Source organism: Pedobacter sp. AC163 (genome assembly GCF_979258665.1).
Window position 1 is genome coordinate 882,294 of sequence record NZ_OZ409872.1, and the last position, 25,992, is coordinate 908,285.

17 protein-coding genes are annotated in these 25,992 nt (G+C 43.5%); 4 read left to right on the forward strand and 13 right to left on the reverse strand.

Translation table 11 applies throughout. The features are described 5' to 3' along the window. Position 1: 1 nt before the first annotated feature. Genes ACZZZK_RS03685 through ACZZZK_RS03695 form a run of 3 tightly spaced genes read right to left on the reverse strand, consistent with a single transcriptional unit; the run spans position 2 to position 2,235 of the window. A complete protein-coding gene (locus ACZZZK_RS03685; RefSeq protein WP_463482928.1) occupies positions 2 to 415 on the reverse strand; it encodes a nuclear transport factor 2 family protein in 414 nt (137 codons plus the stop codon). Positions 416 to 437: 22 nt separating this feature from the next. Then, positions 438 to 1,199: a glucose 1-dehydrogenase gene (locus ACZZZK_RS03690; RefSeq protein WP_463482929.1), complete on the reverse strand. Its 762-nt coding sequence runs from the start codon at positions 1,197 to 1,199 to the stop codon at positions 438 to 440. A gap of 31 nt (positions 1,200 to 1,230) precedes the next feature. Further along, positions 1,231 to 2,235: a hypothetical protein gene (locus ACZZZK_RS03695; RefSeq protein ID WP_463482930.1), complete on the reverse strand. Its 1,005-nt coding sequence runs from the start codon at positions 2,233 to 2,235 to the stop codon at positions 1,231 to 1,233. Positions 2,236 to 2,743: 508 nt separating this feature from the next. Between ACZZZK_RS03695 and ACZZZK_RS03700 the strand changes: the two genes are divergently transcribed. Then, positions 2,744 to 3,478, forward strand: a complete 735-nt coding sequence (locus ACZZZK_RS03700) for an SDR family NAD(P)-dependent oxidoreductase (protein ID WP_463482931.1) — start codon at positions 2,744 to 2,746, stop codon at positions 3,476 to 3,478. A 20-nt stretch (positions 3,479 to 3,498) separates the two neighbouring features. Further along, the gene (locus ACZZZK_RS03705) at positions 3,499 to 3,813 is read left to right on the forward strand and encodes a putative quinol monooxygenase (protein WP_463482932.1); all 315 of its coding nucleotides are present in this window, start codon (positions 3,499 to 3,501) and stop codon (positions 3,811 to 3,813) included. Between the two features lie 591 nt (positions 3,814 to 4,404). On the opposite strand, the gene ACZZZK_RS03710 is transcribed toward ACZZZK_RS03705, so the two are convergent. The 4 genes from ACZZZK_RS03710 to ACZZZK_RS03725 form a co-directional block, all read right to left on the reverse strand. Continuing rightward, entirely contained in the window at positions 4,405 to 5,448 is a 1,044-nt protein-coding gene (locus ACZZZK_RS03710; RefSeq protein WP_463482933.1) for an MBL fold metallo-hydrolase, read from the reverse strand. 838 nt (positions 5,449 to 6,286) lie between these two features. After that, complete coding sequence (locus tag ACZZZK_RS03715) at positions 6,287 to 7,351, reverse strand: DUF932 domain-containing protein (RefSeq protein WP_463482934.1); 1,065 nt, start codon at positions 7,349 to 7,351, stop codon at positions 6,287 to 6,289. Beyond that, positions 7,341 to 7,535, reverse strand: coding sequence for a hypothetical protein (locus tag ACZZZK_RS03720; RefSeq protein ID WP_463482935.1), 195 nt, complete (start codon positions 7,533 to 7,535; stop codon positions 7,341 to 7,343). The genes ACZZZK_RS03715 and ACZZZK_RS03720 overlap by 11 nt, the downstream gene beginning before the upstream one ends. Positions 7,536 to 7,694: 159 nt before the next feature. Then, a complete protein-coding gene (locus ACZZZK_RS03725; protein ID WP_463482936.1) occupies positions 7,695 to 8,222 on the reverse strand; it encodes a hypothetical protein in 528 nt (175 codons plus the stop codon). A gap of 469 nt (positions 8,223 to 8,691) precedes the next feature. On the opposite strand from ACZZZK_RS03725, the gene ACZZZK_RS03730 reads away from it, so the two are divergent. Continuing rightward, positions 8,692 to 8,940 carry a hypothetical protein gene (locus tag ACZZZK_RS03730; RefSeq protein ID WP_463482937.1) on the forward strand — a complete coding sequence of 83 codons (249 nt, stop codon included), beginning with the start codon at positions 8,692 to 8,694 and terminating at the stop codon, positions 8,938 to 8,940. A 750-nt stretch (positions 8,941 to 9,690) separates the two neighbouring features. After that, positions 9,691 to 10,089 carry a LytR/AlgR family response regulator transcription factor gene (locus tag ACZZZK_RS03735; RefSeq protein ID WP_463482938.1) on the forward strand — a complete coding sequence of 133 codons (399 nt, stop codon included), beginning with the start codon at positions 9,691 to 9,693 and terminating at the stop codon, positions 10,087 to 10,089. A gap of 475 nt (positions 10,090 to 10,564) precedes the next feature. On the opposite strand, the gene ACZZZK_RS03740 is transcribed toward ACZZZK_RS03735, so the two are convergent. From ACZZZK_RS03740 to ACZZZK_RS03765, 6 genes are all read right to left on the reverse strand, one after another. Then, positions 10,565 to 12,529, reverse strand: coding sequence for an OmpA family protein (locus ACZZZK_RS03740; protein WP_463482939.1), 1,965 nt, complete (start codon positions 12,527 to 12,529; stop codon positions 10,565 to 10,567). 17 nt (positions 12,530 to 12,546) lie between these two features. Continuing rightward, positions 12,547 to 13,512: a PorP/SprF family type IX secretion system membrane protein gene (locus ACZZZK_RS03745; RefSeq protein WP_463482940.1), complete on the reverse strand. Its 966-nt coding sequence runs from the start codon at positions 13,510 to 13,512 to the stop codon at positions 12,547 to 12,549. A 57-nt stretch (positions 13,513 to 13,569) separates the two neighbouring features. Next, positions 13,570 to 22,875 carry a tandem-95 repeat protein gene (locus ACZZZK_RS03750; protein ID WP_463482941.1) on the reverse strand — a complete coding sequence of 3,102 codons (9,306 nt, stop codon included), beginning with the start codon at positions 22,873 to 22,875 and terminating at the stop codon, positions 13,570 to 13,572. A gap of 144 nt (positions 22,876 to 23,019) precedes the next feature. After that, on the reverse strand, positions 23,020 to 23,961 hold the full coding sequence (locus ACZZZK_RS03755; protein ID WP_463482942.1) for a helix-turn-helix domain-containing protein: 942 nt from the start codon (positions 23,959 to 23,961) through the stop codon (positions 23,020 to 23,022). Positions 23,962 to 24,104: 143 nt separating this feature from the next. After that, complete coding sequence (locus ACZZZK_RS03760; RefSeq protein WP_463482943.1) at positions 24,105 to 25,124, reverse strand: AraC family transcriptional regulator; 1,020 nt, start codon at positions 25,122 to 25,124, stop codon at positions 24,105 to 24,107. Positions 25,125 to 25,484: 360 nt separating this feature from the next. Next, positions 25,485 to 25,982: a DUF932 domain-containing protein gene (locus ACZZZK_RS03765; RefSeq protein ID WP_463486275.1), complete on the reverse strand. Its 498-nt coding sequence runs from the start codon at positions 25,980 to 25,982 to the stop codon at positions 25,485 to 25,487. Positions 25,983 to 25,992: the final 10 nt, after the last annotated feature.

The window sequence follows — 25,992 nt, forward strand, 5'->3', positions numbered from 1 at the left end:
TTTATAGCTTCCATAAAACGCTTGCTTTTCTTTCCTTGAAATGCCAGCCTTGGTCGAAAAAAAATTTGTCAGCGTAGCGTCCGCTCATAATTGCTTCCCTAGGATTTCCGGATACCGTCTTATATAGCGTGAAATAAGCTCTGCCCGTTGCCGACTCGCCATTTGTATCGATTTCAATAATAATGTTCGTGATCTCGTGGGTGGTTGCCGATCTGCCGTTTTCCATTATTTGACTCATGCTTCCTGCAATGGCTTCAATTTCCCCGCTCCCTTTTGCGGAAACCTCATCTATGTGAAAGACCGCGTCTTTATATAGACTACCTAGAAGTTTGATATCTGCATCATCATTGGCATAGGCGTAGGAAACCATTAGATTTTCGATTGCACGCTCGTGCGAAATTTTTTGTTGTTCCATTTTCGTTATTTGTTATCATTTATTAACTGGTCTTGGCCACTCCCAAAAGACCACCCCCAGTTGCATCAATTGTTTGTCCGTTTACCCAGAAGCCATCGTCTGAAGCTAAAAAAGCGATGATATTGCTGATATCTTCCGGTTGCCCCACCCTGCCAAGTGCAGATTGTGATGCTGCCCACTCTCTGGCACCGGGATTTGCAAACCAGCTGCTCATTTCTGTATCAGTGAATCCAGGCGCAACGGCATTGACTGTAATTTTACGGTCTCCAAGATCCCATGCAAGCGTCCTGGTAAGGGTGCTGATTGCTCCTTTGGTTGCAGAATACATGGTGGCCATGGGGCTTGCCATATAAGCCGCAGCAGAAGAAAGATTAATAATGCGTCCTCCATCCTCTATTCTGGTAAGGGCATGCTGAATGATAAAAAGAGGTGCCTTGACATTAACCGAGAACAGCCTGTCGAAATCTTCTTCTACGATCTCTTTAATGGTGCCATAAACTACCTCCCCGGCATTGTTCACCAGAATATCGAGACGATCTGAATGCTGATCAAAAGCTTTGAAAAGTGTTTCAGCAGCATGAGGCAAGGAGAGATCGGCATGAATGGCAAAAGCTGATCCGCCCTGGGCCTCGATGTGCGCTACAGTCTGCAGCGCAAGATCTTTGTTCTTTCCGTAATGAACTGCTACTCTTGCTCCGTCCTTTGCTAACCTTATAGCAGTAGATTTACCGATACCCCGGCTTGCACCCGTTACAAGGGCGGTTTTTCCTTTTAAGTTTGACATGTTTTTATGGTTTAAAGTGAAATTGATTGTTTTATTGATAAAGAAAAATAGCATCCGGCTTTTCGAGATCGGCTATCCAGTCAGCGATATACTCTTGCACAGCACTAAGGCCAGGAAAACTATTGTATGGCCCGCTTGCTCCAAAAACCACAAGGCCAATGGCAATGCTCTGGGCGATTTCATTTCCCATCAAGATCCCGGTACTTAACCCCGAAACAAAATTCTGTCTTGCACTGATGCCAAGCTCAGTTGAGGTATCCGCAATTTTTCGTGTAAGTACAAATTGGTCATCGGAAGAAAAAAGCATCGCATCGTTGGTGGAGTAAACCAACAGGCGGGTGATGCTCATAGATTTATAAAGTGAAAAGTATTTTCGTTTCAGCTCATGAATGGTTTGGTCTCCGAGTGGAATACGCTCATCAACCGCGTTGAGTAAACGCCAAAGGCTCAATGCTTCGGCCTGATCAACCGCCAAGGTGACGGAGCCGCTTTTTGAGAAATTTGCCATTAGAGCTAAAACTTCATCAACTTGAAAAGTTGATTTCTTAGCAGGGTCACCAAGGTAAAAAATGAAATCAAGATTTTCATTTTGACTAGGTTCAATTACTTTTTCGAGCAGTAAGGGCCACAGTGCAGATGCAGCAATAAATCCTGACCAGTCATCGAATGCTATCGTTCTTGTCTGACTAAAAAGCTTTCTGAATTCGGCAACAAGCATTTCATTTTTTAAGATTTCTTCACCGTTCAAGTCCAGTTTTGATAGCAAATCCCGGCTTAACTGATTTATTGGCTCCATATCATAGCTCATAAGTACGCTCATACTTCTTATACCCATTAAATGAATGACTTCAGGAAGGAGATATTCGCTCATTCCAAGCACATTTTTATGAGTTGTTAGATTTAGAGGATTTTCATAATCCTCCTGAGCAGGCTTAGCCAGGTAGAAATATTCCGGTTTCAGTTCACGGGCAAAAAGCTTCTCAAGATTCTTTAATATAGGTTCAGGATTGGTGATTGTCAGACTGAGTGATTTCATATGGTTGACTTTAAGTTACGGCAACTTAGAACATTGCCTTCGAGCCCTTTAAACCAAATTTGACACCAACAACACAAACACCTTACTATAAGCTAGTTATAACTGTAAACCGTATTTATAAAACGGCTTTATTTCGTCGTAACCATTAAAACTCTCTAAATACAGCGCTTTTTAACCAGCTTAGTGCGGAGAGTTAAAATAGTTTTGATCAATTAACCTCTTCAACATTTTACCCAAAGCTGTGATTATTCAAATCAGGTCCAGCCCTTAGCATGATTTTATTTCTATCATTGAGTAATGGGGTCATCGCAATAAGCTGAAGTAAAGTAATCCAACACGACCCAACTGCACGTTTATCCTTTCCGGGACAAAGATTCTATACAAGATAAATTGTTGAATCTGGACCCTTCCAATCCATGCTTGAGGACCACCAATTCTGGGAAATTTAGAGTAATCTTTGTAAAAAACACGGGGTGATCCCGAATAGAAAATTACTAATACAATAAAAATGCAAAAGAAAACAATACTGGTTACCGGGGCGTCTTCGGGAATTGGAAAAGGAATAGCAAGCTATTTTTTAGCAAACGGTTATAATGTTGTTATAAATTCCACCACCAAAGAAAAGCTGGAAAAGGTTTACCTAGAACTTGGCGGAGGCGAAAACATTGAAATGGTTGTGGGCGACATCGGACAAAAGGAAACCGGTCAAAAGATGGTTGATGTTGCTATGGAAAAATTTGGATCTGTGGACATATTAGTAAACAACGCCGGCCTGTTTGAAACCAGAGCTTTTTTGGAAGTGGACGAGGCCTATTTGGATCGTTTCATGAATACCAACTTCAAAGGCACCTACTTTACCAGCCAGGCAGCTATTAAGCAAATGGTTAAACAGTATGATGGCGTAGTTATAAATATCGGTTCTCCGCTAATAAATATTGGTATCAGTGGCATGCCACACACTGCCCAGCTGGCGAGTAAAGCGGCCATAGATGGATTGACCATACACCTTGCAGCAGAATTCGGGAAAGATAACGTGCGGGTTAATACCATATCTCCCGGTATAATCCGTACACCAATGCATGGCGGCAATGAAGACCAGAGCGCAGGTTTACTTTTGTTACGCCGGGTTGGAGAAGTGCAAGATGTTGTTGATATGGTATATACCGTTGCCAAAAGTACATTTATAACAGGTGCAATTATAAATGTCGATGGTGGATTGGGAGCGGGATACAATTTGAATTAATCACTTCTTTTATAAACATTATGAATTTACAAAAAGAAAGGGTTACTGTCCTTGCCAGGCTTTATGCCTTACCGGGATATGAAAAAGTCTTAATGGAAGAAGCAGATATTTTAGCTAAAGAAACCAGAAAGGAAGTAGGTTGCGAGATGTTTGTAATCAACGTACAAAAAGATGAACCGAAAAATTTGGTTTTCTACGAAGTATTTAACACTGATCAGGATCGCATTACACACTTATATTGTGACTATACCATTAAATTTATAGAATTTGTTAAGGGCAAGGTTAAAGGAGATGCTTCAGAGGTAACATTCCTATCGGAAATAATATCTGAATAAATGAACTTAATTATAAGGCAACGGAAATCTCACTTCGAAGTTTATTCCCACCCTTAGAGTTGAAAACACAGGTAAAAGTTAAGGCGGTCTTGAAAAAGCGTCTTAACTTTTAAATATTCTGATTTTGTTAAACCCTCAGCTAATGTAGCTTGTCATTAGAAATTGCTTTTCGAAAATTAATTATTTTTGAATTTATTTTTTTGAGATAAGGTAGAATGACAGGCATATTTCGATTTTCTCTTCAAATCCACAAAAAAACCGATAATTTTATAGTCGGGACGACTATACGAGAAAACATAATCTCGCAGCGGTAGAGCGCATGGGCAGAACATAATGCAGTAGATGATTTTGTCGGTAAACCGCTCAAAGCTTATATTCATATGGGCTATAATACCTGCTTGAATCTGGATGCGGATGCTGTTCCAAATTCCCGATGATTGGGACAGAGTGATAAAATCCTTGATCTCTACAGATTTGATATACTCAGAGAAGGATGTGGAAGTTCGCTGGTCCAGTTCAAGCCACAGGCCTCTAGTTTTAAATAAGGGGGGGTGTCCTCCGTTTTTGCCCCCCCCTTAACCAGTATTTCGGTTAGTAATCCCAGAACATTGGCACCCAGCGAAAGGCTTCTCCATCTACCGCTACATGTCCTATTGATGGGAATGGTAAATGCGTAGCCACAAGTAGCCCGCCAGTGGCGGCAACTTCCTTCAAAAGGTTGATGCGGACACGAACAGCCTCTTTAGGATCGTGCTCAAAGCCATTGTACCACTCGGGATGTTCGAAACCAACTGCAAACACGAGGTCTCCTGCAAATGTCAACTGATCATCTCCAGATTTAAGATGAACCACGCTATGACCCGGGGTATGACCACCAGTGCGGGAAACAGTTACGCCCGGTGCAACTTCATACTCTTCATCGAAGAGTTGCAGTTGCTTCTGATACACCTCACTGAATTCCTTGGCCGTAGCCCGAAGCGCTTCTGGGAACCCTAGTGGCATGAATACTTGAGAGAAATCGGGCGACTCCCAGAATTTTACTTCTTTAGCTGCAACATGAATCCGCAGATCCGGATGCAACCGATCTTTCACGCCGTCAACGAGCAACCCACCTACGTGGTCCATGTGCATATGGGTCAGGATAACATCAGTTACAGAGGGAAGATCGATACCAGCAGCCTCAAGTCGTTTAATTAACTGCCCGGCTCGTGGCAGGTGCAAGTCTGGGTCTAATCCAAGTCCAGCGTCTATGAGTATAGTCTGGTCACCGCTACGAACAACAACCACATTTAGTGCCCAATCGAAAGCCTCCAAGGGTAAGAACATGTCGTCGAGCCATTCCGCCCTATCAGCCGGATCGGCGTTGTGTGCCAACATTTGGGTTGGAAGTGGTAGTACGCCATCGCTGATAACCAAAACTTCAATTTCACCAATCTTTAATGCATAACGAGAGGGAACAAGCTCTTGACCTGCTGTTGTTATTACAGGTGAGATTTTAGTAGCAGAAGTGTTTTTTAAATTCATAGTTTTCTCGTTTTTTAATATATATAAATTGTTAGTTAATAATTCTAATAACTGCTTAGGAATGTTTATTTGTTCACTAACTATTATTGAATGAAAAAATATTAGGTTCAATTAAGTTCCAAACTTGTTGGTCTTAATCTACCCGGTATTACCAAAGTTCACACCAAATAGACAAATCACTATAAAACAAACACTTAAGTAAAAAAACTAGCTACTAAAGAGCGCGACATATCGCTATTTCCGATTGAATCCCGATATTTCAACACCCAGAACAAATCCAACAGGAAATTATTGCCAAGAGAGCAAAACTTGACGAATGTGATTCCAGGAAGCCATAACTACCAAAGCCTTCCGGCTGCCTGAAGATGCGCTTTGCAAACTCCTTCGAGTAACCCCTGTTCATCATGTCTCAGTTAGTTTCCTTCATAATGGTTGAACAAGCTGGGAATTTCGGATTCTCTAACCAAGGAATTCTGTAGCGGATTGACCAGTTTAAGATAATCCACAACACACTTCTAGGACCTTGATAATCAATTTATCAAGGTGATCAGTTTAGACCGAAACTCACTAAGCTTAAGTTTCGAAATAACTTGATCACTCCTAACGAAGTCCCCAGCTAGCCACATAAAAGGTGGGTCTGATGTCGCTAACAAGCGTTTGATAAAGACCGGCATGTGTATTATAGAGAATAAAAGGTCGATTTTTTCTACTTGATAATTGAGACCCACATGTGTGGGCTGGTGGGATTATACGTCAATTATCCTAAGGTTTGCCATTCCTTTTGTTGAAAGAAAAAATGTATTTTTCGATGACTGGTTTATATAATGTTATGCGGCATGATTCCTATTTTTTGGATTTCATGTTTCGCAGATGTTTGAAGATTATGCGCGGAGCGCGCCCGGAATATCAGAATATTTAGGGTAACCTGAAGTTACCCTAAACACTCCGATCAGCTTAAATATACTTCTCGGGTTCTTTCGAAATTCCGGCAAAGATCGAATGCGGTCTGCACCCTTTGCATGCCTGTTCCGTAAAGGATGCTTTTAAGCTTGAGTTCTTCATTTTTAAACTTCCGTACATTTTGAAAGTAGCCTGTGATGGCATTATAGGCACCAAATAAAGTACCTTTGGTCGTTGGTTCCTGCTGAGAGGGCGCAGACTGTGCATAATCCAACACATCCTGTACAATATTCATGTAATGACTGGACAGCTGGTGAAACTTTTCATCTTGTAAACTTAGAAGGGTTTCTTTACCAGGCGCCATAGCAATTTGTATCAGTTTGAATACCTCTTGATCATTGATTCGAATTTTTGCCCAGTGGTTATAAAGTTGTTCCATTTCATCGGCTAACCGATTGGTTATACCCATCAGCTGGTGTGCCTGTTTGAGCCGACCTTTAGCGCTCGCGGTGTGACGGATTTTGATACTGTTCTGCCGGCTGTTCAGGGCGGCATTCAGCGTATTCTGGCACACGATTCTCACGGGAGTGAATGCGGCTGTTATACTTCCATAACCATCATGGGAAGTTGTTAAAAAAATGTACTGCTCAATAAGATCATCCCTTCCTATCTTGATATACTCAGGCAATTTGGCTGTAATAAAAATACGTTCACCGTTCCCCAATGCGCCAGCTGTTTCGTATTTGATACTGTTGTCATTACCTACGATACTATCAAAAAAGGAAAAGGCATCCTTATTTTGAACGATTTCGTAATCCCTGCCTACTACACCAAGCACCTGTTCTGTATCGCTTCGTATTGTCGCAAAATAGTTAGGCACCTGAATGGTGGGTTCGATGTCATTAGTTATCGCATCATAAAGATCGGCGTTGGCATTATCGAGACTGAAAAGGGGCCTTTTTTCCACTTGGTAGTCAAGGCCTGCATATTTTATTGCCTGTGCGCTAGTAGGGTATTCTGTGACGATTGTTCCCAGGTTATGCCATGCCTTTTCTTTAACCGAGAAAAAACTGTGTTTTTTGCTAACTGGATTATAATTGATGTTATGCGCCATGATTTCTGTTTTTTAGGTTTCGGGTTTGAGTGGTTAATATTTCGGAATGAATAACCTTAACTTTGGGGGTATTGGTGATAAAAAAGCGTGATGTCTTTTCCATTTCCTGCAAAGTTTCATTAATATGGCCGTGTTCGGTTTTCACCTCGATACGGACAATAAAAAATATCTCTTCTGTTTTCATATTAATTGAATTAAATAGTATCAAAATTGTATTTATGACTAAAAGGCATTTATAAAGGCACCTTATACAATACTTAGTGAAAAAGGCTGCCAAGGTTTAAATTCGACTCTACGCCAGTAGATTTAGCCCTGCCCGAACGAACAGGACAAAAAATGGTCTTTATTTTGGAATGATGATTTCGGCCTCTATTTCAGCTAGTTTATTGGTACACAGATCACGCACAAATAGCGCAACAGCTTTAATAATTACCGGATTTTTGGTCGAGAATTTATTTCGTTTATCGTCTGTTATTTCAATTTCACACCCTTGGTAATAATTGGAGGTAACGTCTTCTGCTTCCTGCTTTTGTTCAATCTCGAACTTATCTAAATTGTCGATGGTATGAACCAGCCTGCCTCTTTGCACCATCCTTCTATGGAGTTCTTCAACTAATTTCAAAGTTCCTTCCAGGTTCAAGATTGGTTTTTCTTCGGTGACGGTATGAGCGGTTTTTGACTCGTCATTTTTCGTTGTCTTTTCTTGGTCTATGGTTTTAATGTTTGCTTTTTCATCATTACTCAAGAGTGACTGATTTTCAATGTTTCGATTTGACTTTCCTGCAAGTGGCTGATAGATTGGGTTCTTTACATTTTTAAGGTCAATAAATTCAGCAGTTCCTCTGGCGGTATTGTTTACTTGATCTTTCATGATTGTTTTTTTAAATAATTTTAAATACTGATGTTTTACGCTCTCCCCAAACTGGAGGGCAATGTTTCCGTTTCGCTCCGCATTGCGGAGCTTAGGGACGGGTGGCTTTTTCGGTTTTAAGTTGTTCATGTCTTTTAATTATTGTGCTCAACTCCAGTCGGCAGGAGCCTCCTGGCTTTTTGTTAAGCCACCCTCACCTGATTACAATCCATCAGCAAGGCAAGACTTTGCGAAAAATAAATACGCTTTGGAGCGTAGCGAGAAAGGAAGATTTTTTTTCAGCAAACCGGAGGCCCGGTCTTGCCGGCAGAGGGATTGTTCAGAAATTTGCTACTCAAAATGCCTACAGGTACTTTCAGCAATTAATTGAATTAAGCACCTGTGAGAAAGACCATTATGTGGAAAACTAAAACCCAGCCATCAACAGTTATCCTTAATTTTAGGCTAGTATTCATTAAATCAAGTTGTTATGTCAGCAAATAAAAAAAAGACCTCAGCGGACGTTGCCTCAAAGGCGTCCGATATCTTAAGAGATCCAAATGCTTCGGCTACCGCAAAATCACTGGCAGCATCAGCAATGTCCCAGCGGAATAAAAGTTACCAGACTGGCGCAGAGATGGAAGACAAGGCCTCCAAGGTTTTAAAAAGTGATAAGTATAGTGATGCTACAAAGGAGACGGCCGCTACGGTCCTGTCGCAATCGAATAAGGAAAGATAGTTCTGATTAAAATAATTGAATTGTATATTACGGTGCCGTCGCCCGGATTTATACAAAAGAGTGTTAAGAGGCGTTTTCAAAGACAAGTCAACTGCTCGCAAATACTTGGGGCAGCGTTCTTCAAAGACCAAACAATAAGCTTGGGAAAAGGATAGCGCTCATATGCTTAGCTTGACAAATAGAAAAAAAACTTGCAAGCTTTGAACGGGATGCTTACCTTAGTTCTTGAGAGCGTTAATTTAGATAAACGGAGGTATGGCCAAGGCTGTACTTCCGTTTTTATTTTATTTTTTTTATAATTAAATTCGGCTTTTCTACAAAGCCAAAGAGATGCATAATAGTCGATCGGCTAACATAATTTCCGCTCTTTAAAAAAATAGCTATAGATAGCCTTTCACTTGATAAAGAGTCGGTCACTTCCGATCCGAGTTTTTTAATCAAAGCTTCTCTCAGTTTTGTCAGCCTCTGTTCAGTTAACATCTTCTTAATATTTGGTTATTCAATATTGTAATCATTATCATTTGCGAAAACTACCCTGTTGCACAAGGTCCTGAGTAAAAGGGTATTTTAAAGGTTTAGTCAAAAGTTAATAATAATGGCTATTTTTTAAAAAAAAACCAATGGATATGTTACAAAGATTTGCTTAATTAGAGAGAGTCTAACTATGATCTATAGGTGTTCAGACAAGCAGAAAAATACTTCATCAGGTTGTAATCCTTCATATTGCGATTTCATTTTTGTTGTTAGGATATGTTGGAATCAGATAGAAAATACAGTTGTGTGATAATTGATGACGAATTCAGTTCGGTTTTTATGCTATCAGAATATATTTCACTCATTCCCAAACTAAAGCTGATCAAAAGCTATGTTGACCCTGCCTCAGCGATAAAGGAGCTTACAAACAGTGCTAAAATTGATTTTATGTTCCTTGATATCCATATGCAGATCTCGGGCATTGACGTCGCAAAGATCCTGCGGGAACGGGCGGAATTCATTGTCTTTATCACAGGATATCCAGAGCATGCGCTCGCAGCTTTCGGGGCCGAAGCAGATGATTTTCTGGTAAAGCCTATCGATTTCAAAAAGTTCCTTAACAGGATAAACCGTTTGATAATCCGTAGCTCGCTGAAACCGGGAGAAACCAGATAAGTGTCAGAAGAGGTGTATATTATTTTATAAGATCTTGCAGGGTTCGCCAGGCAAATCATTTGCGAGAATACATTTGATGAAGGATTCATCTTATTTTAATTAAAGTTTATCCGGGTGTAGATCTCCATGGCTAACGTTAATTAAAAAAAAGGCGGCACAGGTTAATGTGCCGCTATCCCTTGCAAAGCTCCTTGAGCTTTGCAGTAGTCTCCTAAACTACTCTGTAAAATTAAAAATTATCCTGCTTATCGGGTATTCTTCCTGCTATTTTGTCTGCTGATTGAAAAATTAACTTCGTAGCTAGCTACCATTCTTAACGCCATGCATATAGTTTTTTATCACAGCCTGAGCACAGTTTATCTTCTTGACCTTCTTTTTTTTCTTTGGATATATCTCTGAAGCACTACCCTTAGAACAAGCAATAAGATAGCCCCTACCACAGTATAGGTCCAAAACCTTAATTCAAGGGCATTCATTAGTATTTGACGATCTTAAATTCGGTTCTCCGGTTTAATTGATGATCTGCAGCTGAACACTTGATTCCATTTGTGCAACGGTTCAAAAGTCTTGTTTCGCCGTATCCCTTTGCTGAGATTCTGTTCTTAGAAATTCCCTTTTCAATGATATACTGTACCGCGGCATTTGCCCGCTTTTGTGAAAGCCATTGGTTGTAGCGATCATCGCCACGCGAATCAGTGTGCGAGCCAAGTTCGATCCAAATGGTCGGGTTGTCGTTCAAAACTTTCACCAGTTTATCTAGTTCAATCGCCGCATCACTTCGAATATCCGACTTATCAAAATCGTAATAGATATTTTCGATCCTGATTTCTTTATTAAGTTCTACAGGATCCAGATAAAGGTTTTTTTCTATTCTGCCTTTAGAGATACTTTGGGTAGAAATCTTTGCAATATCTGCCCTGAAATCAGTCTTTTCTCCTGTCAATAAATAATCGGAGGACGGATCGATACTGAATTTAAAGGCTCCATTTTCGTCGGTCTGTACCTTCAAGGGTGTCAAACCTTCTTTTGAAAGGGTAACCAGCCCCCCGGCTATCGGAACCCCGTTTCTTTTGTTAAAAATCTTTCCCACAAGCCATAGTCGATCTGTTTTTTTCATTGTCCAGGTATAGATATCATCACTTCCCGCTCCTCCGCTCCTGTTTGATGAGAGATATCCCTGGTTCTGACTAACAGGATAATAAGCGAAATCATCTTCTGGCGTATTGATCGGATAGCCCATATTTTTAGGTGTAAAAATTTCTCCAGAAATAGACTTGGCCGTAAAAATATCCAGTCCACCCATACCAGTCCATCCATCAGAACTAAAAAAGAAGTTATTTTCCATATCCCACATCGGGCTTCTCTCATTACCTTCCGTATTCACCGACTGCAAGTTGACAGGCTTATCCCATTCCCCATTTTTATTCTTTTTAGTCAGATAAATATCTGTTCCTCCAAGCCCTCCCTGCATATCTGAAACGAAATAAAGGCTTTGTCCATCGGCAGCTATAAAGGGATCACTCACAGAATAGTTTTTAAGATCATTGTATTGGAAAGGCTCCGGTTTGCTCCACTTACCCTGAGCATCCATTTCGCTGTGGTATATGCCAATATGGGCTGTCGCAAGCTTTCCCTTAAGCTCCTTGTTACGGGCAAAATTAAGTTCCTTATTAATCAGTGTGGCGGCAAAATAAATCTCCCGTTCAGACGCAAAACTCGCCGGACCGATATGGTAAGAGGTTATCGAAGGAATCGGAAAAAGGGAGACGCTGTCGTTTCCTACCTTTTGGTAAAGGTTAAGATATTGATTACCCGTCCAGCCATAGAATGTTCTGTCCGGCTTTTTAGCGCCGTCAAACTTTAAAAATGGTCTGGAACCAGGTGCTGATGTATCGGCGTTTGCTCTATCAGAAGTAAAGACAATTGATTTTCCGTTCACGACGGTTCCCCAGTCCGAGCTCGGAGAGTTAAGGGACTTATCACCTGCAATATCAACGGCAACTGGAGTCTCCATCCACTTCCTGGCGGAATCGCAGGACTGGATCCATTGATTTTTTTGTTTTTCCTTTATATCGGGGGTTTTTGCCGCATAATTGATAAACTGAACTTTTGCTTCATTGTATTTTCCGTTGCTTTTGAGCGTTTCCGCATATCCAAGGATATTGGAAGGCCTGGTTCCGGGCATTGAAGCTGCAATAGCATACCAGCTCTCGGCCTGCCTGAAATCACGCTGCCTGAAATAGCAATCTGCCAGTCGCTCCGCCGCATGTAATGTCGGCTTCTTTCTATATGCCTGCTCGTAGAGGTCAGTAGCTTTTACAAAATTAAACAGCTGATACTGCATGTCGGCTTCCTTGATCACATATTGTCCCAGCGCTATTCCGCTCGAAAGCGTTAGAAAAGCAGAGAATACTATTTTTTTATAAATTGATTTGTTCATTGCCTGATGAGATGAAATTAGAAATAACGCGGTGTAGCCAATCTGATATTTTTCCGGGTAAAGAAGTAACCCAAAGAAATCTCATGTGTACCACTGCTATACCCTTGCAGCGGACCGATCGAAAAATCATAAGCATAGCCTATCCTCAGGTTGCTGTTGGGCATAAGCTGTACAGCGGCCACAGCAGAGTTTAGTTGACTAAGATCTCTTTGAAGGTAGTTCTTGTTGTATAATTTAACACCGGTGCGATAAGACCCACCTACCCAAAATTTGTCAGCAAGGATAAAAAAGGCATTGAGATCCAAACTTGTTGGTCCACCGCGATCGTCCTTCAACAGAAAAGAGGGTTTAATCTGCATGTCCTGGTTTATTGGAAGCAATACACCGGCAGTCAGGTAATAGTGTGGCTTTGGTTGCGCAATAAAGGCATAACGGTCAATATCTATATATTGAGAAACCAGGTTGTCCGCAGAGATTCCGGCGTAGAAGCGGTTGTCTGAATAATAAATCCCTGCCCGGGCATCGGGCACAATAGTGTTCTGATTTCCGATCGGCTGGTTAACCTCGATATCATTGGGGTTGAGCAATGATCCGTCCAGTCCCAGCTGTACCGCACCCACCCCGACGCCAAAGGCCAATCGGGCGCTGCCATCATCATTCATTGCAATACGGTAAGCATAATTGCCATAAACGGATTGATTACGCTGAGCGCCGAGCCTATCGCTTGAAACCTGAAGCGCAAGCCCTACGTTGCCATTGTTGGCAATTGCATCTACGGCCAATGACATTGTTTTAGGCCCTCCCTCTATTCCGGTCCACTGCGTTCTGTAGAAAGCATGGAGGTTAAGCTGTTCCTTATATCCTGCATAGGCCGGATTAATATATATTCCATTGAACATATATTGACTGAATTGTGCATCCTGCTGTGCTGTGGCAGCCTTAGCAACCAAAAACAACAGAATTAATATGTGTATCTTTTTCATGTCTGCTTTTATCAGAACATCGGGGCAGCGGGTGCCCCGATGTTCAGTGATCAAATTTTATTTCTTGAATCCCCTTATCAGTGTGGTATAGCCTTTAAAGATGACCCATTCGCTTCCTGTATTTTTCTTTACCTTAAGCAGGTAGTAGTAGGTTCCCTCGTTCAGGCCTTCCCCATTCCAGTTGTTCTGATAGTTATTGGATCTGAATACTTCATTTCCCCATCTATTTACAATGGTCAGTTCACTCTGGGCATACTGGTTCAGTCCACGTATCTCAAATACATCATTGGTGCCATCCCCATTTGGCGTGAACAGATTTGGAACCCGGATATCAAAGAAGTTGACTTTGATCGATACAACTGCAACATTACTGTAATAACCGAATTGATCAACCAAACGATAACTGTACGAATCCTCTCCGGTAAATCCGGCATTAGGGGTATACACAACTGATCCATTTTGATCAACGCTAAGTTTCCCGTTAAGTGGCTGGACGGTTATCTCTACTTTTGATCTGAAGATATCCTGACCGTTGACATTGTCATTCGAGCGCACCTCGTTGATTACAGCTTTATTTGCGTCTGTCTCGAAACTATCGTTAATTGCCACAGCAAGTGGTGGCAACACTATAGAAGTTGCCAGATCATTGTTATCCGTAGTTCCGGTCACATCTTTAACTACCGTACCTGCAGCATCTTTTGCAGATACTGTAGCAGAGTTGTCAACTGAGCCTTTTTCTCTATCTGCCTGTGTAAGCGTATAGATTTCGCTTACAGTAAATCTGGCTCCCGGCAATATTCCACCAGGAATTGAGATGGCCTTGCTATTAATTCCAATCCGGGCATCGTCCAATACAAAATCAAACAATGTCACGTTTCCGGTATTTTTAATATTAAAGCTGTAAGTGATCATATTCGGTGCAGCAACACCAGTTTTCACAACCGACATTGAAGGATTCGGCACGAAGATCACGTTTACTGAGATCGGCACGTTTATAGATCCGCCCTTACCATCGCTTACTGTCACGATGAAATTGTCCGTTCCGCTAAAACCTGGGTTTGGCGTATAGGTATAGCTTCCGTCTGGATTGAACACCACAGTTCCGTTACCAGCTGGAGCCGTTACTGTATAAGTTAAATTATCTCCATCAATATCGCTCGCCGTTACTTTACCTCCAACTCCGACTCCTGCATTTGTTGAAATATTTGGTGCGCTGGCCACAGGCGAATCATTTACCGGTGCAACTGTCACCGGAATGGTTACCGTAGTCTTTCCTCCGTTGCCGTCGTCAACCGTTACCGTAAAGGTGTCCGGTCCGTTATAGTTCTGTTTCGGTGTATAGGTATAGGTTCCGTCAGTGTTGACCGTTACCGTTCCGTTCGCAGGAGGCGTGGTCACACTGAACACAGGTGTTCCGCCGTCAACGTCCGTTACCGTGATCGTTCCGTTCTGAGGGGTGTCCTCAGGAGTGGTGATCGCTGGTGAGCTGGCCACAGGCACATCGTTCACAGGAGTCACCGTAATATTTACCGGTACGGTCACATTACCGCCTTTACCATCAGAAATGGTGATGGTAAAACTGTCCGCACCATTGTAGTCCTTGTTAGGGGTGTATGTGTAGGTACCGTCAACATTAACCGTTACCGTTCCGTTCGCAGGATCAGTGGCTTTTGTATAGGTCAACGCATCGCCGTCCACATCCGATCCGCTAACAGCGCCGGATACAGGGGCATCCTCCGGTGTGGTTTTCGTATCGCCCGTTCCGGTCGGTACATCGTTCACAGGGGTCACGGTTACCGGAATGGTTACCGTAGTTGTTCCGCCGTTTCCGTAGTCAACCGTTACCGTAAAGGTGTCCGGTCCGTTATAGTTCGGTTTCGGTGTATAGGTATAGGTTCCGTCGGTGTTGACCGTTACCGTTCCGTTTGCAGGAGGCGTGGTCACACTGAACACAGGTGTTCCGCCGTCAACGTCCGTTACCGTGATCGTTCCGTTCTGAGGGGTGTCCTCAGGAGTGGTGATCGCTGGTGAAGTAACCACAGGAGTATCGTTCACCGGGGTCACGGTTACCGGAATGGTTACCGTAGTTGTTCCGCCGTTGCCGTCGTCAACCGTTACCGTAAAGGTGTCCGGTCCGTTATAGTTCGGTTTCGGTGTATAGGTATAGGTTCCGTCGGTGTTGACCGTTACCGTTCCGTTCGCAGGAGGCGTGGTCACACTGAACACAGGTGTACCGCCGTCAACGTCAGTCACCGTAACCGTTCCGTTCTGAGGGGTGTCCTCAGGAGTGGTGATCGCTGGTGAGCTGGCCACAGGCACATCGTTCACAGGAGTCACCGTAATATTTACCGGTACGGTCACATTACCTCCTTTACCATCAGAAATGGTGATGGTAAAACTGTCCGCACCATTGTAGTCCTTGTTAGGGGTGTAAGTGTAGGTACCGTCAACATTAACCGTTACCGTTCCGTTCGCAGGATCAGTGGCTTTTGTATAGGTCAACGCATCACCGTCCACATCCGATCCGCTAACAGCGCCAGATACAGGGGCATCCTCCGGTGTGGTCTTCGTATCGCCTGTTCCGGTCGGCACATCGTTCACAGGGGTCACTGTGATATTTACCGGTACGGTCACGTTACCGCCTTTTCCATCAGAGATGGTGATGGTAAAGCTGTCCGCACCATTGTAGTCCTTGTTAGGGGTGTAAGTGTAGGTACCGTCAATATTAACCGTTACCGTTCCGTTCGCAGGATCAGTGGCTTTTGTATAGGTCAACGCATCACCGTCCATATCCGATCCGCTAACAGCGCCAGATACAGGGGCATCCTCCGGTGTGGTCTTCGTATCGCCCGTTCCGGTCGGTACATCGTTCACAGGGGTCACGGTTACCGGAATGGTTACCGTAGTTGTTCCGCCGTTTCCGTCGTCAACCGTTACCGTAAAGGTGTCCGGTCCGTTATAGTTCGGTTTCGGTGTATAGGTATAGGTTCCGTCTGTGTTGACCGTTACCGTTCCGTTCGCCGGAGGCGTGGTCACACTGAACACAGGTGTTCCGCCGTCAACGTCCGTCACCGTAATTGTTCCGTTCTGAGGGGTATCCTCAGGAGTAGTGATCGCAGGTGAGCTGGCCACAGGCACATCGTTCACAGGGGTCACCGTAATATTTACCGGTACGGTCACATTACCGCCCTTTCCATCAGAAATGGTGATGGTGAAACTGTCCGCACCATTGTAGTCCTTGTTAGGGGTGTAAGTATAGGTACCGTCAACATTAACCGTTACAGTTCCGTTCGCAGGATCAGTGGCTTTTGTATAGGTCAACGCATCACCGTCCACATCCGATCCGCTAACAGCGCCAGATACAGGGGCATCCTCCGGTGTGGTCTTCGTATCGCCCGTTCCGGTCGGTACATCGTTCACAGGGGTCACCGTAATATTAACCGGTACGGTCACGTTACCGCCTTTTCCATCAGAGATGGTGATGGTAAAGCTGTCCGCACCATTGTGGTCCTTGTTAGGTGTGTAAGTGTAGGTACCGTCAACATTAACCGTTACCGTTCCGTTCGCAGGATCAGTCGCTTTTGTATAGGTCAACGCATCACCGTCCACATCCGATCCGCTAACAGCGCCAGATACAGGGGCATCCTCCGGTGTGGTCTTCGTATCGCCCGTTCCGGTCGGCACATCGTTCACAGGGGTCACCGTCACCGGAATGGTTACCGTAGTTGTTCCGCCGTTGCCGTCGTCAACCGTTACCGTAAAGGTGTCCGGTCCGTTAAAGTTCGGTTTCGGTGTATAGGTATAGGTTCCGTCTGTGTTGACCGTTACCGTTCCGTTCGCAGGAGGCGTGGTCACACTGAACACAGGTGTACCGCCGTCAACGTCCGTTACCGTAACCGTTCCGTTCTGAGGGGTGTCCTCAGGAGTGGTGATCGCTGGTGAGCTGGCCACAGGCACATCGTTCACAGGAGTCACCGTAATATTTACCGGTACGGTCACATTACCTCCTTTACCATCAGAAATGGTGATGGTAAAACTGTCCGCACCATTGTAGTCCTTGTTAGGGGTGTAAGTGTAGGTACCGTCAACATTAACCGTTACCGTTCCGTTCGCAGGATCAGTGGCTTTTGTATAGGTCAACGCATCACCGTCCACATCCGATCCGCTAACAGCGCCAGATACAGGGGCATCCTCCGGTGTGGTCTTCGTATCGCCTGTTCCGGTCGGCACATCGTTCACAGGGGTCACTGTGATATTTACCGGTACGGTCACGTTACCGCCTTTTCCATCAGAGATGGTGATGGTAAAGCTGTCCGCACCATTGTAGTCCTTGTTAGGGGTGTAAGTGTAGGTACCGTCAATATTAACCGTTACCGTTCCGTTCGCAGGATCAGTGGCTTTTGTATAGGTCAACGCATCACCGTCCATATCCGATCCGCTAACAGCGCCAGATACAGGGGCATCCTCCGGTGTGGTCTTCGTATCGCCCGTTCCGGTCGGTACATCGTTCACAGGGGTCACGGTTACCGGAATGGTTACCGTAGTTGTTCCGCCGTTTCCGTCGTCAACCGTTACCGTAAAGGTGTCCGGTCCGTTATAGTTCGGTTTCGGTGTATAGGTATAGGTTCCGTCTGTGTTGACCGTTACCGTTCCGTTCGCCGGAGGCGTGGTCACACTGAACACAGGTGTTCCGCCGTCAACGTCCGTCACCGTAATTGTTCCGTTCTGAGGGGTATCCTCAGGAGTAGTGATCGCAGGTGAGCTGGCCACAGGCACATCGTTCACAGGGGTCACCGTAATATTTACCGGTACGGTCACATTACCGCCCTTTCCATCAGAAATGGTGATGGTGAAACTGTCCGCACCATTGTAGTCCTTGTTAGGGGTGTAAGTATAGGTACCGTCAACATTAACCGTTACAGTTCCGTTCGCAGGATCAGTGGCTTTTGTATAGGTCAACGCATCACCGTCCACATCCGATCCGCTAACAGCGCCAGATACAGGGGCATCCTCCGGTGTGGTCTTCGTATCGCCCGTTCCGGTCGGTACATCGTTCACAGGGGTCACCGTAATATTAACCGGTACGGTCACGTTACCGCCTTTTCCATCAGAGATGGTGATGGTAAAGCTGTCCGCACCATTGTGGTCCTTGTTAGGTGTGTAAGTGTAGGTACCGTCAACATTAACCGTTACCGTTCCGTTCGCAGGATCAGTCGCTTTTGTATAGGTCAACGCATCACCGTCCACATCCGATCCGCTAACAGCGCCAGATACAGGGGCATCCTCCGGTGTGGTCTTCGTATCGCCCGTTCCGGTCGGCACATCGTTCACAGGGGTCACCGTCACCGGAATGGTTACCGTAGTTGTTCCGCCGTTTCCGTCGTCAACCGTTACCGTAAAGGTGTCCGGTCCGTTATAGTTCGGTTTCGGTGTATAGGTATAGGTTCCGTCTGTGTTGACCGTTACCGTTCCGTTTGCAGGAGGCGTGGTCACACTGAACACAGGTGTACCGCCGTCAACGTCAGTCACCGTAACCGTTCCGTTCTGAGGGGTGTCCTCAGGAGTGGTGATCGCTGGTGAGCTGGCCACAGGCACATCGTTCACAGGAGTCACCGTAATATTTACCGGTACGGTCACATTACCGCCTTTACCATCAGAAATGTTGATGGTAAAACTGTCCGCACCATTGTAGTCCTTGTTAGGGGTGTAAGTGTAGGTACCGTCAACATTAACCGTTACCGTTCCGTTCGCAGGATCAGTGGCTTTTGTATAGGTCAACGCATCACCGTCCACATCCGATCCGCTAACAGCGCCAGATATAGGGGCATCCTCCGGTGTGGTCTTCGTATCGCCTGTTCCGGTCGGCACATCGTTCACAGGGGTCACCGTAATATTAACCGGTACGGTCACGTTACCTCCTTTTCCATCAGAAATGGTGATGGTAAAACTGTCCGCACCATTGTAGTCCTTGTTCGGAGTGTAAGTATAGGTACCGTCAACATTAACCGTTACCGTTCCGTTCGCAGGATCAGTGGCTTTTGTATAGGTCAATGCGTCGCCGTCCACATCCGATCCGCTAACAGCGCCAGATACAGGGGCATCCTCCGGTGTGGTCTTCGTATCGCCTGTTCCGGTCGGCACATCGTTCACAGGGGTCACCGTAATATTAACCGGTACGGTCACGTTACCGCCTTTTCCATCAGAGATGGTGATGGTAAAGCTGTCCGCACCATTGTAGTCCTTGTTAGGGGTGTAAGTGTAGGTACCGTCAATATTAACCGTTACCGTTCCGTTCGCAGGATCAGTAGCTTTTGTATAGGTCAACGCATCACCGTCCACATCCGATCCGCTAACAGCGCCAGATACAGGGGCATCCTCCGGTGTGGTCTTCGTATCGCCCGTTCCGGTCGGTACATCGTTCACAGGGGTCACGGTTACCGGAATGGTTACCGTAGTTGTTCCGCCGTTTCCGTCGTCAACCGTTACCGTAAAGGTGTCCGGTCCGTTATAGTTCGGTTTCGGTGTATAGGTATAGGTTCCGTCAGTGTTGACCGTTACCGTTCCGTTCGAAGGAGGCGTGGTCACACTGAACACAGGTGTTCCGCCGTCAACGTCCGTCACCGTAATTGTTCCGTTCTGAGGGGTATCCTCAGGAGTAGTGATCGCAGGTGAGCTGGCCACAGGCACATCGTTCACAGGAGTCACCGTAATATTTACCGGTACGGTCACATTACCGCCTTTACCATCAGAAATGGTGATGGTAAAACTGTCCGCACCATTGTAGTCCTTGTTAGGGGTGTAAGTATAGGTACCGTCAACATTAACCGTTACCGTTCCGTTCGCAGGATCAGTGGCTTTTGTATAGGTCAACGCATCACCGTCCACATCCGATCCGCTAACAGCGCCAGATACAGGGGCATCCTCCGGTGTGGTCTTCGTATCGCCTGTTCCGGTCGGCACATCGTTCACAGGGCTAACCGTAATATCCAATGTTGAGTTTGCTGTTGCGGTACCATCTGTCATAAAATAGGTGATCTGTGGTACAGTACCATTAAAATTGGCAGCTGGCACAAAAGTATATGATCCGTTTGCATTAATTGTGATAGTTCCTACACCTGGGATTAGGAATGGCGATGCAATCGTCCGATCACCCGCTATTCCATTGATAGTAAATCTAGTTACAGTAAGTGGATTTGTATCAATATCTGAGTCGTTGGCCAAGATCCCACCAGCAGCATCAACGGTAAGAGTAACATCTTCTGCAGTAGAACTTATATCAGGAGTAGCAACAGGTGCAGTATTCAAGACCAGTACAGCAGCATTAACTTTGATATTGTTACAAGCCCCCCCTATCCCATTATTTGCACATTCAAATTCCGGATTCGTTGGAGGTGTATTTGCGGTCGTATTGGTTGCATCCGGATCTGTTACATCATTTGGGCGCATTATTGTAGCTTTTACATTTAAAGCAGAGCCTGCAACAGCAGATGGTATCGCTTTAACCGTAATCGCATAACTGATTGAACATCGATTGGCTAGCGTCAGTGATGAATTGTAGGCCTGTTTGTTTGCAGAAATGGCATTTGACGCTTCAATGGCACAACTGCTAGTTGGAACCACGTTGACAATTTCATATCCTGCCGGCACCGAAAAAGCAAAAGGTGAACCAGTTACATCACTCGGGCCATTATTTCTGGCCACAACCGTATAATTTACGGTTCCGTTCGCCGCTATTGAGGTTGCAGATGGAATGATACTAACTACTTCCAGATCAGCGGTCTTTACTTCAACTTGTAGATCAAGGACTTCTTCAGCCCCAAGAACGAACGTCCAGGTATCCATTGATTTATTATCTCCAAAAGTGTTTGATGTTGGACTACTAGACCCACCCCACTTATGTCCATTGATAGCACTTGAGGTTCCTGCTGGGATAACGAACTGGCTAGCGTTTATTGGGTTTGATGTGACATCGAACGCGGGGTTTATATCAGAATCATCCCAATATACAATATTAGATTGCACAGTTGAGTTATTTGCCGCAAGAAGATCTAAAATTAATCCATTTGGATTTACTTCCATATCGAAATAAGGAAAATGTACTTCAGCCCCCTGAAGTTGAACAGTTAATGTTGCAGGAATCGTCCCATTAGGAAGTGGAATTCCAGCTCCATCTTTCCCATCCCACGCTATTGAATTCGGCCCAGCAAGTGCATTTCCTGATAATGTCCTTGTAGGGAAATATTGAGGATCACCAGCTGCTTTCTTACTAATGATCTTAATACTGTATCTTCCAGCGAGGTTGGCTGTAAAAACGACATTTCCTCCTTTATTACTCACCTGCCCTACAGTTCCGTCAGCACCAACAATATTCAGGTTGGTCACTTCTGGATTCAGTCTTGTATTTTTCAACCAAGTTGTTCCACCCGGCACTGCACCGGTTGATGAGACTGGTAGGTCGGAGGCAGGCAGGGTATAAAACATCTTATGAGTAATTGATGACTGAGTATCAGCCACTCTTGGATCTTGGATTCTGGTTGAAATATTGGTGGTAGTATTTAAACTTTTATAAATGGGTTGGTCAGTTCCATCTACCAATCCCTTATTATTTACAAAAAAAGTAAAATTAATACCATTATTTCCATTGTTATTTGTTCTATAAATATAACCGTCCTTAGTAAGGACATACATTATACCATAGAAATTTCTGTTGGCAGGAAAACCATTAGTTCCATTTATAGCTAACGTAAGAATGTTAGCATATACACGTCCCTGAATTTTAGCAGCAGAGGCTGAACTGTTAGAAAATACAGAAACATCCCATGCAGAAATTAATCGCGAGTTGGTACCGTTGCTGGTCCATGGATCTGTGGCAGCTAGATTTACTCTGTTTTCAGTTCCTCCACTAGTTCCGGCCCCGGCTATGAATTCAATCTTATAAATCCCCGCCCCACCATTTGGTACTGTATAATAAACAGGTGTATAAAAATTTCCTCCAACCACTCCTGGCAGGCGAGGTCCAGCAACTTCGGCCGGCCGGTCTGCGATTCTTCCATTGGACGTTCCGGTATAATTGGTAATTGTACCATCTGGCGCTGTCAAACGTATTTCAGCACTGCCTATTCCCATTTCGCTGCTTGCCATCGTTATCAATTCCCCGACCTTTGCATAAGTGAAATGTGCATTCAACCCCGGAAATGGATAGGAAGCATCAGAGGCCGTGCTGGATCTTAATTTTGCTCTTCCCCCTGAAGCGGTTGTAGGATACAAATTAATTGATCCATCGGCAAGAACAATTGACGAATTAAAAACTATTGCGCTGAAAACAATAACAAATAAAAATAAGCGTTTGAGGTGTAGGGACATTGAGTTTGGTTTGCAGTAATGTAAATTTGGCGCAAATATAAAGGAGGAAAATTGAGTTTTAGTCTCAAATTATTGGGATGTACAACATTTTTTCTCCCAGCTTATTTTTATAAACCCCTATATATCAGTCAATTAGATTTGATCTCAGCTTTTCTTTCGATATTCCGTCGGGCTACATCCTTTTAATTGTTTGAAAATGCGATGAAAAGTAGCTTTAGATGTGACTCCACTGGCTATCCCTATTTCATCTACAGTCATTTGAGATTCTGTAAGCAAAAGTTTACATGCCCATTCAATTCGGTAACTGTTCATGTAGGCGTTAAAGTTTTGGTTAAGATGTTGATTAAACAACTGACTGGCATGGTGCCTGGTTATACGCAACAAGACAGCAACATTTTCAAGGGTCAAGGTACTGTTCAGAAATATCTTGTCTTCACTCATTAGTTTTTCGAGCCTAGTGTGATAAGACAAAAGCTGATCACTAGGTACTAATGATTTATCATAAGTAACCGTTTTTATCGGAGTTTTTGTTTCCTTAACTTCCTCAAGTACAATACCCGATATTTTTTCACTTCGGGTTCTTTTAAACAAGTATCGACAAATACTGATTACAATCACAAATATGCTTCCGTAGATCAGATACATCGCTAAACCAGGCGGTGCGGTTTTCCTTGGAAAAACACGAGAGACTGCTATAACAACAAAAAACACCGACATTATCCCCAAAAAAGAAGAGGCAATATTCAATAAACTATTCCTGGAATTCATTTGGGCCAGAAGCAATCGGGTCTTGGAGGACAATATTGCCCAAAGTGTGTAACCGAGCATTGAAGCACCTTGCGCTACGGCCAGGGTGGTATAGTATGTCCAAAGATAGCGGTTGACATGATCTTTGAAAAGGATAAGCAATAGGAAAAGTGGCCAGAAAATAAAAGAGGGGGATATATGTATAAAAAGTTTTTTGTGGTTTATTTTTTGAACCCTATTGATAGAAGTGTGAACAGCGAAATAAAATAGCGGACCGTAAGCAAACGCAAAGGGAGCACCGAAATCAAGGTATTTAAGTTCAGCGAGTATTGATTTCATCAAAATGGTATAGCTTACATGGAGCAGCTCATAAAACAAATATATTTTAAGAATGTCCAGGAAAGCCTCTTGCTTCTTTATCCTATAGATAAGGTAAAGATTGTATAGGAGAGTAAGAATAATTACGAAGAGTAGACCAAATATCATGAATTTACTGTTTGTTCCGATTGCACGAAAACATCTCTGAATTCCTTTGGGGTTACTCCATTAAAATCTTTGAAATAACGGTTGAAGGAACTTTTGGAATTGAAGCCAGATTCATCCGAGAGCGCTTCTATCTTGATTTTGGGATCTTGTTTTAGCCGACCCACTGCATATTCAATACGGTGCTTTGCAATTACATGATAGAAGTTTGCCTTGTAATACTCATTCAGCAAATCGCCTAACATCTGCTTCGATAAACCGGTTTTCTCTGCTAAGGATGAATATGATATAGTAGGATTACAGAAGACCTCAGGATCTGATATAATTGCGATTGCCTTCTCGGCGTTGTAAATAGTATTTACAACACAAGGTGATTCAGCCTGTTCGCTGTGGAGCAACTTGCTAGAAATATTTTTTTGGTGAAAAGTTCCGAATAAAAAAACCGAAATAACTATTAATCCCAAAAACTGCATAGTTTCAATGAGCAGAAACATATCGAATCCAAAGCCAAACCATGGGAAAAATAATCTTTGAATCAGTATTGCTGCAATAAGAAGGGCAACAAAGACATTATATACCAGTAGCTTAACCAAAAATGCTTTACGGCCCAAATCGAGACTTTGCTTACTGATAGAAAAAGAAGATTTGATGCTATAAGCGAGTAAAGACAATACCATAAGCAAAAAATAACCTATCGTATAGACAACCATATTCTTATTGGCAATTGATTCATTTGGAATCCTGTTGTATAATAAAAGGTATGACACCAAAAAGAATACAAACAAAAAAGCGTTGCAAATAAGATGAAACTTGGCTTTTCTCCTTTTTTGTGGAACTTCAAATGCCATAAATGTTAGTGGACCATAAAGAAGACCAAAGGGAACTGCGGTTTCAAGAAATATAGAAATGAGGTGAAGAATACTGATCAGAAGAACAGCTGTAATGGAAACTGTGAATAAATCTTTCTTGCCCGATGAATCGTAAAAAAATAGTTTGAAACGGAAAGTAAAATCATGCATGGGGACGTATCTGAAATCTTCAACAACTGTTCAACGAAGTGGGTTAGCTTCATATTTCAATTCCTAGCAAAAGTATAAAAATTGATTCAATACTACAGCTCATAACATTAAAATTAATATGTAAAACTTGTTGCGATTTCAAAACCTAATTTGGGACTGAGAGATTTCTACCTGAGGGCTAACATTGAAGACACAACACGGATCTAGATTAACTGATTTGATAGATGAGCAGATAAAAGGCTCAACATAAAATCGTCGTGAATGTCAAGTTGGTTAACGCAGATATATAATGATTACGCGCGGAGCGCGTCCGGGATATAAGAATTTAGGGTAACTTAGCAGCTACCCTAAACACTCCAATCAACATAAATATACTTGCTGGGTTCTTTCGAAATTCCGGCAAAGATCGAATGCGGTTTGCCCCCTTTGCTGGCCTGTTCCATAAAAAATACTTTTAAGCTTGAGTTCTTCGTTCTTGAAGTTGCGTACATTCTGAAAATAACCTGTTACTGCATTGTAAGCACCAAATAAAGTACCTTTGGTTGTTGGTTCCTGTTGCGAGGGTGCAGTTTGGGCATATTCAAAAACATCCTGTACAATATTCATGTAATGACTTGAAAGCTGGTGAAACTTTTCATCTTTCAAACTTATCAGGGTTTCTTTTCCGGGTGCCATGGCAATCTGTATCAGTTTGAATATTTGCTGATCATTGATCCGTACTTTTGCCCAGTGGTTATAAAGTTGTTCCATTTCATCAGCTAACTGGTTGGTTATACCCATCAGCTGGTGTGCGTGTTTGAGACGATCGTTTGCAGTGGCGGTGTGACGGATTTTGATACTGTTTTCTCGGCTGTTCAGGGCGGCATTT